The sequence below is a fragment of the Pseudomonas gessardii genome (genome assembly GCF_001983165.1).
Taxonomy (GTDB): domain Bacteria; phylum Pseudomonadota; class Gammaproteobacteria; order Pseudomonadales; family Pseudomonadaceae; genus Aquipseudomonas; species Aquipseudomonas gessardii.
In genome coordinates, this window is the sequence record NZ_MNPU01000002.1 from 1 (window position 1) to 12,731 (window position 12,731).

Sequence of the window (12,731 nt, forward strand, 5' to 3'; positions counted from 1 at the left end):
CTCGGGCTGGTCTCGATACTGGATACGATAAACCGACTTAACCGTATAACCTGAACCGCCGTATACGGAACCGTACGTACGGTGGTGTGAGAGGACGGCGGATGTGAATCCGCCTCCTACTCGATCACGCAACTATTTGATCGGGAAACCACGCCATGGAACTGCGCCGCTGGACTGTACTGCTGGGCCTGTCACTGCTGCCGACCATGTCTGTCGCGGCTGGCAAATGCGAGCGCCTGGTGGTGACCGGCAGCCCGGATGCGCCGCCCTACCTGTGGCGTGACCCCCAAGCCCCCACGCACCTGATCGGCGCCAATGCCGATGTGTTGCAACAAGTGGCCAAGGAGCTGGGGCTGAAAATCGACCTGCTGTACGGCGGCAAGCGTTCCCTGGCTCTGGAGGAAGTGCGCAGCGGGCGCATGGATATGTTGCTCGACGCGCCGTTGACTGTCAGCGAACTGGAGACCCTGGACTACATCCACCCGGCACTGATGCAGGCCGATTACCGAGTATGGACCCGCGTTGACTCGCCCCTGGTCTATGCCAGCGCAGCTGACCTGTATGGCCACAAGGGCGCGGTTTCGGAGCGGGCGCGCCTGTCCCCTGAATTTGCCGCCTTTGCCGCCGAACACCTGACCCTGGAACGTGTGCCAACCTTGACCCCGGCCTTGCAGAAACTGCTGCTGGGTGAAGTGGACTACGTGCTGGCCGGACATTACTCCGGCATGGCCATGGCCCAGACCCTGGGCATGAGCAAAGACCTGCAGGCCCGTGAACGGCCGATTGATCAGCCGGGGCTGTTCCTGGCGATTTCCCACAACTCGGCCTGCAATGATCCGTGGTTGCGCGGACAGCTTGCCAAAAAGATGACAGAATTGGCCGCGTCCGGTCTGACGGAAGCCGCGTTGCAGCGCAATATCGAACGCTGGAAGACGCAGTTACAGCAACCCGTCGGCACCCCAACAAAGTAGGGATTTTTAGTGACTATTCGACCTCTTTTCGCCGCCCTCGCCGTTGTAACGCTGGCGGGCTGTGCCGCAGATCCTGCGCCGAATGAACAGATGCGCCTGACCCAGCAAGCCCTGGAACAAGCCGCCGCCGTAGGGGCCGTCGCTGACGACGTGCCCGAGTTGAAGCTTGCCGAGACAAAGCTGGCCCAGGCCAAGGCCGATATGGCGGATGAGTCCTACAAGGATGCCCGCATGCAGGCTGAACAGGCCGAACTGGATGCCCGCCTGGCAGAGGCGCGGGTGCTGACGCAAAAAAGCCAGGAACAGTTGAATGTCCTCGACACCCGCATCACCCGCCTGCGCAAGCAACTGGGAGATGCCCAATGAACCGCCTGACCTGTGGGCTGCTGTTAAGCAGCCTGATGCTCGCCGGCTGTGCCAGTCATCCCAATAGCGATACCGCGTTGCAGCAGGCCGGCAGCGATTTCCAGAAGGTCAAGGAAGACTCCAATGTGTTGCGCATCGCGCCCAAGGACGTGATCCGCGCCGGTGAGTCCCTGGCCCGTGCCGACCGTCTGTCCACCTATTGGGGCAGCGGTGGCGATGTGGTGCATTACGCCTACCTGAGTCAGCGCTACAGCGCGATTGCCCGGGAACATACGCAACTGGTGCTTAACGAGGAGCGTGCGGCCAAGCTCGAACTGGAGCGCCAGCGCCTGCAACTGGCACTGCGCGAGGCCAAGTTGTTGAGCGTGCAGCAACAGGGCAAGTGGCTGGAAGAGCAGATCGCCAGCCTGACCACCACCCAGACCGACCGTGGCCTGGTGATGACCCTGGGCGACGTGCTGTTCGACACCGGCCAGGCCGAGCTGAAGAACTCCGCCAACCGGACAGTGCTGAAGATCGTGCAATTCCTGCAACTAAACCCCAAGCGGGTAGTGCGGATCGAGGGCTATACCGACAGTACCGGCGGCGAGCAGGAAAACCTCAAACTGTCCCGGGACCGGGCACAGGCCGTGGCGGATGTCCTGATCGACCTGGGCATTGATGACAAGCGCATCCAGGTGGAAGGCTATGGCGATCAGTACCCGGTGGAGGTGAATGCTTCCGAGCGGGGGCGTGCGCAGAACCGGCGTGTGGAAATCGTCTTCTCCGACGACAAGGGCCAGCTCGGCGCTGCGCGCTGAATTTCAGTTCTTGTGGGAGCTGGCAAGCCAGCTCCCCCAGGGAATATGCTGTGTGTCTCGCCCCGTAACCCGATCCTTGATCGGGTTTTTTATGTCCGCGATTGCGTTCAACCCATACAGTTTTTTCTATCACTGCCGCCGATCCTCGACTATTGTGGCAACTGTCCCCGTACACTTCTAAACTGTGCCGGTATGTTTCACACAAAAATAAAATACCCGTGAAATCGAGTGCTGCGTCATGACCAATCTCTTGCTTTACCAACGTATCGCCCAGCAATTGGCTGAAGATATCCGACGCGGCGTCTATCAACCGGGTGAGCGCGTACCTTCGGTGCGCAAGATGAGCTCCCAGCTCAATGTCAGTCATGCCACCGTGTTGCAGGCCTACGCCAATCTCGAAGACCAGGGGTTGATCCGTGCGCGGCCGCAATCCGGGTATTACGTGCACCAGACCCCGGCCCTGACCGCACCCACGCCGGATATCGCCCGGGTCGAGCGCCCGGGCCTGGTCACCCGCAGCAGCATTATCCAGCAGGTCCTGGTCGAATCCCGGCGCGAAGGGGTGTTCCCCCTGGGCGCCGCCGTGCCCAGTGTCGACTACCTGCCGGTACGGGCGCTGCACCAGCAACTGGCCAAGGTCACACGCTTCCAGAGCCCGCGGGCGTTCAGCTATATGTTCAGCCCGGGCTTTGAGCCGCTGCGCCGCCAGGTTGCGATTCGCATGCGCGATGCCGGGGTGGTGGTCGATCCGTCCGAAGTGGTGATCACCCACGGGTGTGTCGATGCATTGCAGATGTCCCTGCGGGTGCTGACCCGTCCCGGCGACCTGATCGCCGCCGAATCCCCCACCTATTACGGCCTGCTGCAACTGGCGGACCTGCTCGGCCTCAAGGTCATCGAAATCCCCAGCGACCCGGCCACCGGCATGAGCCTGGAAGCCCTGCAACTGGCAGCCAACCAATGGTCGATCAAGGCCCTGGTGCTGACCACGCGCCTGAGCAATCCCCTGGGTGGCACCATGCCAGAAGAGCGGCAGAAACAGCTGCTGCGCCTGGCCTCGGATTTCGATATCCAGATCGTCGAAGACGATATCTATGGCGAATTGATGTTTGAACTGGGCCGCACCAAGGCCCTGAAGGCTTATGACCGCCTGGACCGGGTGATCTACTGCTCCAGCTTCTCCAAGACCCTGTCGCCCGGGGTGCGCATCGGCTGGATGATCGCCGGCAAATACCAGCAAGAGCTCCAGCGCCTGCAGATGTTCAGCACGCACTCGGCGTGCAGTGTCACGCAGATGGGCGTGGCGGCGTACCTGGAGAACGGCGGTTATGACCGGCACTTGCGTTATATCCGCCAGGAGTACCGCAAGAACCTCAGTGCCTTTCAGTTGGCGGTGCAGCAGTACTTCCCGGAGGGCACGCAGATGAGCCGGCCGACCGGCGGCTTTATCCTGTGGGTCAGCCTGCCGGGCCGGGTCAACACCCAGGAACTGCACGTGCGCGCCTTGCAGCAGGGCATCAGCATTGCGCCGGGACTGATCTTCAGCAATACGGAACAGTTCAACCACTGTATTCGGCTCAATTGCGGCACCCCATGGAACCGTGAGGCCGAGCGCGCCCTGATGACCCTGGGCATGCTGGCCAACCAGTTGTGCCAGGAGGCCGCGAGCGGTTTTTGACGCGCCAAAACGGGGCATGAGCGGTAGCCGGCTAATCACCACGCTTGTCATGCTGCGCTCAACAAGCGAGCATATGGCCTTCTGCCGTTAATGCTGTTGGCGATATGACCTCTATTTTCCCTGCTGCACTGTTGATCTGCCTGGCGAGCCTGTGCAACGCCACTTCAGTACTGGCAGCGCCTGCCAGTGCGCCAGTCGTGCTGGCAGCTGCTGAACAAAAGCCGGCACCGGCGAAAAAAACAGTCCAGGCGAAAAAAACCGCCCCGGTTAAAAAGGCCACTAAGGAAAAAAAGCGCGCGCCTATCGCTAGCAAGTCCAAATCGGCCCATGAAGTGGCCCGGACCAGGCTGCCACCGGCGAAACTGGACCTCAGCCTGCCCCAGGAAATGGTCCGGCACCTGCAGCCCCTCGGCACTATGCCCAAGCCCAAGAATGTGCCGTTGTTGCCGCCGATGTTTGGTGAGAAGCCGGTCGATAACAGTGCATTCCAGATCAACGGGCGCTTGCTGAGCAACGAAATGCAGCTGCAAATGCGCAATGAAGAGCGGCGTGACGTGGAAGGTGCGGCCCTGGATTTTGAGTTCAAGAATTAATGTTGCCCACCCAAGTGACCTGATCCACAGACCTTCTGTCGCAGACTGGTCGGTCACTTTTGTTTTCTGCGAAAAACCCCTGTTAGACCATTTTAAAACGCATGTTTTAGGGCGTACTCTAGCCCGGCCATCAACACTTTGTCGTCGAGGACCTGCTGGTCATGAAATGCCGTGAAGGCTGTGGCGCCTGCTGTATCGCGCCTTCCATCAGTTCGCCGTTGCCCGGTATGCCCAATGGCAAGCCTGCGGGCGAACGCTGCCTGCATCTGTCGGTCGAACAGCTGTGCCAATTGTTTGGCCAGCCTGAGCGGCCTGCGGTGTGCGGTGCCTTTGCGGCGGATCTTGAAGTCTGTGGTAGTAGCCAGGAAGAAGCGATCAGGTTGATCGGCTGGTGGGAGCAGATGACGGCGGCTTAGTGGGCTTTAATGTCAGAACTTCAACAATAAGGAATACAACAATGGGTTCGCTGAAACGAATGGCTGTGTTGTGCGGTTTTACGGTGTTGTTTGCAGCTACTGCGCAGGCAGACTGGAAAGTAGAAAAGGATGAAGACGGCATCAAGGTGTCGTTGAATGAGGTGGCTGGCTCGAAATACAAGGCTTACCAGGGCACCACCCTGATCAATGCGCCGCTGACCAAGGTGCGGGCTTTGCAGGAGGACGTGGCGGGTGCCTGTGCCTGGATCCACGAGTGCAAATCCCAGAAGCTGGTGGACCAAAAGGGTGACGAGAGTTGGACCTATACCCAATTCAACGCACCCTTCCCGGTAACGGATCGTGACTCCTACATCCATGTCACTACCACCGTGGGCGGCGATGGCAGTGTGACCCGCAAACTGCAAGGTGTGCCCACCTACAAGCCAGAAGAGAAAGGTTATGTGCGCGTAGCCAAGGTCGATGGCTTCTGGAAACTGGTGCCCAAAGGCCCTAACCAGACCGAAGTGACCTACCAGGTCCATACCGAGCCAGGTGGCAGCGTGCCCTCCGTCTTGGCCAACAAGTTTGTGGTCGATGCGCCCTTCAATACTTTGAAGGCCCTCAAGGCACTTGCCGAGAAACCGTAAGCGCAACCGAGCTGTGCCTCCTGCCTTGAGTGGAACGATCACCGTGCCCTCAAGGTCCAGATATGTGTAAGCCCATCCATGGGCTTTATCGAGGAGGCACTGATGCAAAACTGGCAAGTTACCTTCGTTGACGATCACGGCGTGCAATCGGTAGAGCAGTTTGCCTGTGAGCAAAAGCCTAGCCTCGAAGATGCAGCGCAGATGATTCGCGCCAAATTGCTGCCCATTCCCGCCAAGCTGGACCTCAATGACCTGGACGGCCGGATCGCCGAACCGACGGTCAAAAGCCTCAAGGATCAGAACAGTATCCAGATCCTCGATATTTCTCCCGCCGCCTGAATATTCCCTGACGGTCGTTAAAGCGCTGCTGGTGGAGGTGATAGCTTCGCGCTACTCTGCAAGAGAGATCAGCGAATGAATCGCTAAGGTCTGGTCTTGTCAGCTACATGCTTGTTTTCCTGCGGCGATGTCATTGCCGTCTACCTGCGCCGTTCACGCGCAGGCCTGGGAAGCACGGAAAGTCTATCCATTGGTTGAGGAGGACGTTTCATGAGCACAGCCTATCAAGAAGACATCAGCACCCACGTGTTACGCCGCATGAAAGAGGGCGGCTTCGACTTCTCACGTTTCCACCCCATCGAGTTCTACGCCATTTTCCCGGATGAGGAGCATGCGCGTCGGGCGGCGGGTCGGTTTCGTGGGGAGTCGATCAATGCCCAGGTCAGTGCACGGGATGACGGTGCCTGGTTCCTGGAGTTGAGCAAGGTCATGTTCGCCACCTATGACGGTATCGGTGATTTCGAGCAGGACTTCGAGGCGGTAGTCGAGCCCTTGGGCGGGATTATCGAGGGATGGGGCGTAAAGCACGAGGTTCGTGGGTTACCCATGTAGACACATGATCAATAAAGCAGCGTATCGGCTGACCCTCGGGTCGGCCGATTTTGTTTGTGGCGGCGCAAAGTACTTGGAACTTATTGCGAAAAATCCTCCACCAAAAAAAAGCCACCCGAGCAGGGTGGCCAAAAGGGAAGACCGGAAAGAAGGGGGAACCGGTCGGTACTTGCACTTACAAATTACCGACCGGGATAGGTTGATGCTGTAGGACGAATCCTGTTCAGCGCATGGGAGTGATTATCCGCAGGGTTTATCGGGCAGTGAAATCAACTCTGACTATGCTGGTGATAGGCAACGCCTGCGTCTGTTTGAAGCGAGCATGGCGAAGCGGGGATGGTGGCTGCACCAGGACGGTGCGGCGCTGTCTTGGGTTATATCCAACTGATTGATACTTAAGTGTTTATGCCGCTGGCACGGGCCTTGCGACAGTCCGTTGCGTCCGGGTGACAAGGAGTTCGGCATGATCCGCACTTATTACGATGAAATGTACGATGAGGCTGGCCAGGTCCGGCCGCACTATCGCGAGTTTGCCCGCTGGCTGGAGCAAACCCCGCCGGAACTGCTGGCCCAGCGTCGGCGTGAAGCCGATTTGCTGTTTCACCGCGCCGGTATCACCTTCACCCTGTACGGCGACGAACAGGGTACCGAGCGCCTGATTCCCTTCGATACCATCCCGCGCAGCATTCCCGCCAGTGAATGGCGAGTGGTCGAACGTGGCTGCATCCAGCGGGTCAAGGCATTGAACCTGTTCCTCGCCGACCTGTACCACGACCAGCGGATTATCAAGGCCGGGATCATTCCTGCCGAGCAAGTGCTGGCCAACGAGCAATACCAGTTGGCGATGCAGGGTCTGGACCTGCACCGAGATATCTATTCCCACGTCTCGGGTGTCGACCTCGTACGGGATGGCGACGGCACGTACTACGTGCTGGAAGACAACCTGCGCACCCCCAGCGGTGTGAGCTACATGCTCGAAGACCGCAAGATGATGATGCGCCTGTTCCCCGAGCTGTTCGCCGCCCAGCGCATCGCGCCGATCGATCATTACCCCAACCTGTTGCTCGACACCCTGAAAAGCGCCAGCCCGCTGGACAACCCCAGCGTGGTGGTGCTGACGCCCGGGCGCTTCAACAGCGCGTTCTTTGAACATGCCTTCCTCGCCCGGGAAATGGGGGTAGAGCTGGTGGAAGGCGCCGACCTGTTCGTGCGTGACGACCGCGTATTCATGCGCACCACCGACGGGCCGAAGGCGGTGGATGTGATCTACCGCCGCCTCGACGATGCCTACCTCGACCCGCTGGCCTTCAACCCGGCGTCGATGCTCGGCGTGCCGGGCCTGCTGGCCGCCTACCGCTCGGGCAACGTGGTGCTGGCCAATGCCATTGGCACCGGGGTGGCGGATGACAAGTCGGTGTATCCCTTCGTTACCGACATGATCCGTTTTTACCTGGATGAAGAGCCGATCCTCAAGAATGTTCCGACGTTCCAGTGTCGCAAGCCTGACGAGCTGTCCCATGTGTTGGCGAACCTGCCCGAGCTGGTGGTCAAGGAAACCCAGGGTTCCGGTGGCTACGGCATGCTGGTTGGCCCGGCCGCCAGCGCTGCCGAGATCGAAGCCTTTCGGGCGCGGATCAAGGCCAAGCCCCATGCCTACATCGCCCAGCCGACCCTGTGCCTGTCGACGTGCCCGACCTTTGTCGAAAACGGCATCGCCCCCCGGCATATCGACCTGCGGCCGTTCGTCCTGTCCGGCAAGGAAACCCGTGTGGTGCCCGGCGGGCTGACCCGCGTGGCGCTGCGTGAAGGCTCGCTGGTGGTCAACTCGTCCCAGGGCGGCGGCACCAAAGACACCTGGGTGGTCGAGGAATGAAACCATGTTGAGCAGAACTGCCTCGGATTTATATTGGATGTCGCGCTATCTGGAGCGCGCGGAAAACCTCGCACGCATGCTGGATGTCAGCTATTCACTGTCGCTGATGCCCCAGGATGGACGCGGCGATGGCTTGCACGAACTGGCCATGCCCCTGCTGATCACCGGCACCCTGGATGACTACCATGAACGCCACGGCGAGCTGCATGCCGAGCGCCTGTTGCACTTCTTCGCCCTGGACGCGGCCAACCCGGCGAGCATCTACAGTTGCTTGGGCGCCGCCCGCGCCAGTGCCCATGCCGTACGTGGGCGGATTACCGCCGACATGTGGGAAAACATCAACGCCACCTGGTTGGATATTCGCGATATCGCCCAGGAGGGGCTGAGCCGCTATGGCATGAGCCGGTTCTGCGAGTGGGTCAAGGAACGTTCCCACCTGTTTCGCGGCGCCACCTACGGCACCATCATGCGCAATGACGCCTTTCGCTTTATTCGCCTGGGCACCTTTATCGAAAGGGCCGACAACACGTTGCGCCTGCTGGATGCGCGCTACGAGATGGCCGGCGACCAGGCCGCCGTGGTGATTGATGGCACCGCCCACGCCTATTACCAGTGGAGCGCGCTGCTGCGGGCCTTGTCGTCCTTCGAGGCCTACACCGAGGTCTATCGTGACGCTCCCGGTGCCCGCCAGGTGGCCGAGCTGTTGCTGCTGCGCGCCGATGTACCGCGCTCCTTGCGCGCGTGCAGCGAAGAGATTGACCAGATCCTCGCCAGCCTGCCCGGCATCAACGGCCGCCCGGCCCAGCGCCTGGCCGCCGAGATGGACGCGCGCCTGCGCTTTACCGCGATTGACGAAATCCTTGAGGAAGGCCTGCACGCCTGGCTGACCGACTTCATCCCCCTGGTGCGCCAGTTGGGCAACGCCATTCACCATTCCTACCTGGAGGCGGCATGAGACTTTCCATCAGCCACGAAACCACCTACCGCTATGAAGACCAGGTGCGTGCCAGCATCCAGTACCTGCGCCTGACCCCCCACGACAGCGAGCGCCAGCATGTGCTCAGTTGGCAACTGGATCTACCGCGTCCGGTGCGGGCCCAGTTGGACCCGTTCGGCAATATCCTGCATGTGCTGACCCTGGACGAACCCCATGAGTCGATCATCATCGGCGCCCGTGGCCAGGTGGACATCGACGAGTGGCGCGAGGCCGAGCACGACAGCCAATCGCCCTTTCCCTTCCAGCGCTGCACGCGCCTGACCGAGCCGGACGAGGCCCTGCGCGCCTTTGCCCAGCAGCACTGCGGCAAGCGTCGGGATCGCAATGCCCTGATCGACCTGATGCACGCCCTCAACCAGCACATCGCCTATGTGCCAGGCGCCACGCAAGTGGAGACTAGTGCGGCCGAGGCGTTCGCCGGGCGTGCCGGGGTTTGCCAGGACCATGCCCACGCCTTCCTGGCCTGCGCGCGCAGCCTGGGGATCGCCACGCGCTATGTGTCGGGGTATTTGTACAGCGAGGACAGCGAACACCTGGCCAGCCACGCCTGGGCCGAAGCCTGGCTGGATGACGCCTGGTACAGCTTCGATGTGACCAACCAACTGGCCCGCCCGGAGCGGCATCTGAAACTGGCGGTGGGCCTGGATTACCTCGACGCGTGCCCGGTGCGCGGCATGCGCCGTGGCGGCGGGCATGAGCAGATGCATGCCAGGGTGTTTGTGGCACCGAGCCCGGTGATTCTGGTGCAGCAGCAATAATCCCTGCCGCATCCTGCTGAAGCCGGCTCTACAAGTGCGGGTCGGTTTTGCGCGTGGCCATATGCTTCAAATACCCTACCAGCAACTCCAGGTCGGTATCTGGCAACACGCTGGCGGCAAACGCTGGCATTTTGGCTTGCGGCCAATGCCTCAGGCTCTGGGGATCACGGATGTAACGCTTGAGGAAGTCGCTGCCCAAATACTCGGTCGGGCTGTAGGGCAGATTCAGATCCGGGCCTACTTGCGCGTCACCCGCGCCGTTTAGACGATGACAGGCCAGGCAGTTTTTCTGAAACAGGGCGAACCCCTGGTTGATCGGATCATCCACCGCCAGCGCAGGATCGGGCAGCAGCGCCGGGAAGCGTTCGGCCACGGTTTTCAACTGTTTGATCGTCGAGATCTGGAATGGCCATTGTTCCGGGCTGATCCGGCTCGCCTGGGGCTGGGTCCACACCAGATAGAACGGCCCGGCACTGGGTTTGCCAGTGGCCAGCGGGGGCCACGGCTGAGCCGGGTCCTCCACTGCCAACCAGGCCTGGGCGCCGCTTTGCTGCAGCAGTGGCGCGGCGGCCAGTTCGGCGGCGAAACCATCGAGCGCCACCGCCTGCACATGGTTCTGCGCTTGCAGGCCCGGTAAGAGGGCGGCCAATGGTACTGCGCGATAGGTCATATTGCGCTTGTAGGAAACGTCATCGACGATCTGCACCGTCTGTGCTGCCGGGTGCTTGAGCAGGTCGGCGGTGTGCCAGGTGGTGCGGCTGTGATCCAACTCGATGGTCAATTGGGCCGCGCTGGCGGGGTAGGCCAGGATCAGCATCAGCAGGACGATAATCGGTTTCAAGGCGAAGCCCATATGGCAATGGCGATTCGCGCCCACGATACCGGAAATCAGCTGCTGAACCGCAGGCAAAAAGACAGCCCCGACCACAGGAGCGCTATAAGCGAGATCCCGGGCGGTGCTGTCAAGAGCTGCAATGTCTAGGTGTGAACGGCCCGTTCAACCAATGATCTTGGTCAGGTTGGGCAAAATCAGAATCAATGTAGTGGCGAAGAGAATGAGCCCCGCCTGGCGAACTTTCGATTGTTTGAACATGGCTGACTGCCTTTTGTTGTTATTCCTAAGCGTCAAATGCGCCGATGTATGCACCATCCATTGGCTACGTTAAGCCGGCTAGATGGCATTTTTCTTACAGCTGCTCCAGCAAGACCCGGCAGCAGCTTCATACACGTCTTACTGATTCAACCTTAGAGCCCCTGTCGGACGTGGCTTAGATCGCTTTCATATCAAGTTATATTGAAATCCTTTTAAAAAGGTATGAGGCAGATAGCCATCTTCGCCCCAGCCCCTTGGCTAGACAGCTAAAACGATTAACCCGAGGTTTCCGGTAGTCTCCTACCGTTCGTCTGAGCGTGGTCGTCAAGGTCAATGAGCGCATCGGTCATTGAATCTGCCCTCGTGGCGCTTAAGGTAAGGGCACGGTCGGCTCTCCCCTTGAGAGCTCCATTGCACAGTGGTTCGAGGACGTCATGACCCAAGCTTTGATCTTTGATGCAATACGTACGCCCCGGGGCAAAGGCAAGGCCGATGGTGCACTGTACAGCGTCAAGCCGGTGAACCTGTTGGCCGGCTTGCTCACTGCCCTGCAACAGCGTAGCGACCTGGACACGCGCCAGGTGGATGACATTGTGCTGGGATGCGTCACACCGGTCGGTGACCAGGGGGCGGATATCGCCAAGACCGCCGCGCTGGTGGCCGACTGGGACGTCAGCGTCGCCGGTGTGCAGGTCAACCGCTTCTGTGCGTCGGGCCTGGAGGCAGTCAACCTCGGGGCAATGAAGGTGCGTTCCGGTTTCGAGGACCTGGTGGTGGTTGGCGGTGTCGAGTCCATGTCCCGCGTGCCCATGGGCAGCGACGGCGGTGCCTGGGTGCTGGACCCGCAGACCAATATGCACAGCCACTTCACGCCCCAGGGGATTGGCGCCGACCTGATTGCCACCCTGGAAGGCTTCACCCGCGAAGATGTCGATGCCTTCGCCTTGCACTCCCAGCAGAAAGCGGCACGGGCCAGATCAGACGGTTCCTTCAAGAAATCCCTGATCCCGGTGCAGGACCAGAACGGCATCGTACTGCTCGATCACGACGAATTTATCCGGGGCGACTCGACGCTCGAAGGCCTGGGCAAGCTCAAGCCCAGCTTTGAAATGATGGGCCAGATGGGCTTCGATGCCACGGCCTTGCGGGTCTACAGCCATGTCGAGCGCATCCGGCATGTGCACACGCCGGGTAACAGCTCCGGGATTGTCGATGGCGCGGCCTTGATGCTGATCGGCTCCGAGGCTCGGGGTCGCGAACTGGGCCTGCAAGCGCGGGCGCGCATTGTCGCCACGGCGGTCACCAGCACCGACCCGACCATCATGCTCACCGGCCCCGCGCCCGCCACCCGCAAGGCCCTGGCCAAGGCCGGGCTGCGGGTCGAGGACATCGACCTGTTCGAGGTCAACGAAGCCTTTGCCTCGGTGGTGCTCAAGTTCATCAAGGACATGGGCATCGACGCCGCCCGGGTCAATGTCAATGGCGGCTCGATTGCCCTGGGCCACCCGCTGGGGGCCACGGGGTGCGCGATCCTCGGCACCCTGCTCGACGAACTGGAGGCGCGCCAGCAGCGCTACGGCCTGGCCACGCTCTGTGTGGGCGGCGGCATGGGTATTGCCACCATTATCGAACGCCTCTGAGCCTAAGG

General features: G+C 60.6%; 14 protein-coding genes. 13 read left to right on the forward strand and 1 reads right to left on the reverse strand.

Features of this window, described 5'->3' with window-relative positions; translation table 11 throughout:
• Window positions 1–155: 155 nt before the first annotated feature.
• From BLL38_RS02230 to BLL38_RS02285, 12 genes are all read left to right on the forward strand, one after another.
• On the forward strand, window positions 156–971 hold the full coding sequence (locus tag BLL38_RS02230) for a substrate-binding periplasmic protein (protein ID WP_076961151.1): 816 nt from the start codon (window positions 156–158) through the stop codon (window positions 969–971).
• Between the two features lie 9 nt (window positions 972–980).
• Window positions 981–1,337 carry a DUF4398 domain-containing protein gene (locus BLL38_RS02235; RefSeq protein ID WP_076961152.1) on the forward strand — a complete coding sequence of 119 codons (357 nt, stop codon included), beginning with the start codon at window positions 981–983 and terminating at the stop codon, window positions 1,335–1,337.
• Window positions 1,334–2,137 (forward strand): OmpA family protein, encoded by an 804-nt coding sequence (locus tag BLL38_RS02240; protein ID WP_076961153.1) that lies wholly within the window; start codon window positions 1,334–1,336, stop codon window positions 2,135–2,137. The genes BLL38_RS02235 and BLL38_RS02240 overlap by 4 nt, the downstream gene beginning before the upstream one ends.
• 238 nt (window positions 2,138–2,375) lie before the next feature.
• Window positions 2,376–3,815 (forward strand): aminotransferase-like domain-containing protein, encoded by a 1,440-nt coding sequence (locus BLL38_RS02245; protein ID WP_076961154.1) that lies wholly within the window; start codon window positions 2,376–2,378, stop codon window positions 3,813–3,815.
• Between the two features lie 104 nt (window positions 3,816–3,919).
• Window positions 3,920–4,408 (forward strand): translation initiation factor 2, encoded by a 489-nt coding sequence (locus BLL38_RS02250; RefSeq protein ID WP_076961155.1) that lies wholly within the window; start codon window positions 3,920–3,922, stop codon window positions 4,406–4,408.
• A gap of 161 nt (window positions 4,409–4,569) precedes the next feature.
• Complete coding sequence (locus BLL38_RS02255) at window positions 4,570–4,824, forward strand: YkgJ family cysteine cluster protein (RefSeq protein WP_076961156.1); 255 nt, start codon at window positions 4,570–4,572, stop codon at window positions 4,822–4,824.
• Window positions 4,825–4,865: 41 nt separating this feature from the next.
• On the forward strand, window positions 4,866–5,471 hold the full coding sequence (locus BLL38_RS02260) for an START domain-containing protein (protein WP_076961157.1): 606 nt from the start codon (window positions 4,866–4,868) through the stop codon (window positions 5,469–5,471).
• A 102-nt stretch (window positions 5,472–5,573) separates the two neighbouring features.
• The gene (locus BLL38_RS02265; protein WP_232243836.1) at window positions 5,574–5,810 is read left to right on the forward strand and encodes a hypothetical protein; all 237 of its coding nucleotides are present in this window, start codon (window positions 5,574–5,576) and stop codon (window positions 5,808–5,810) included.
• A gap of 210 nt (window positions 5,811–6,020) precedes the next feature.
• Window positions 6,021–6,362 carry a ribonuclease E inhibitor RraB gene (locus BLL38_RS02270; RefSeq protein ID WP_076961159.1) on the forward strand — a complete coding sequence of 114 codons (342 nt, stop codon included), beginning with the start codon at window positions 6,021–6,023 and terminating at the stop codon, window positions 6,360–6,362.
• A gap of 463 nt (window positions 6,363–6,825) precedes the next feature.
• Entirely contained in the window at window positions 6,826–8,235 is a 1,410-nt protein-coding gene (locus tag BLL38_RS02275; RefSeq protein WP_076961160.1) for a circularly permuted type 2 ATP-grasp protein, read from the forward strand.
• Window positions 8,236–8,239: 4 nt separating this feature from the next.
• Window positions 8,240–9,190, forward strand: a complete 951-nt coding sequence (locus BLL38_RS02280) for an alpha-E domain-containing protein (protein WP_076961161.1) — start codon at window positions 8,240–8,242, stop codon at window positions 9,188–9,190.
• Entirely contained in the window at window positions 9,187–9,990 is an 804-nt protein-coding gene (locus tag BLL38_RS02285) for a transglutaminase family protein (RefSeq protein ID WP_076961162.1), read from the forward strand. The genes BLL38_RS02280 and BLL38_RS02285 overlap by 4 nt, the downstream gene beginning before the upstream one ends.
• 28 nt (window positions 9,991–10,018) lie before the next feature.
• On the opposite strand, the gene BLL38_RS02290 is transcribed toward BLL38_RS02285, so the two are convergent.
• Entirely contained in the window at window positions 10,019–10,843 is an 825-nt protein-coding gene (locus BLL38_RS02290) for a c-type cytochrome (protein ID WP_415640211.1), read from the reverse strand.
• A gap of 674 nt (window positions 10,844–11,517) precedes the next feature.
• Here BLL38_RS02290 and BLL38_RS02295 point away from each other — a divergent pair.
• Window positions 11,518–12,723, forward strand: coding sequence for an acetyl-CoA C-acetyltransferase (locus BLL38_RS02295; RefSeq protein WP_076961163.1), 1,206 nt, complete (start codon window positions 11,518–11,520; stop codon window positions 12,721–12,723).
• The last annotated feature ends 8 nt before the right edge of the window (window positions 12,724–12,731 follow it).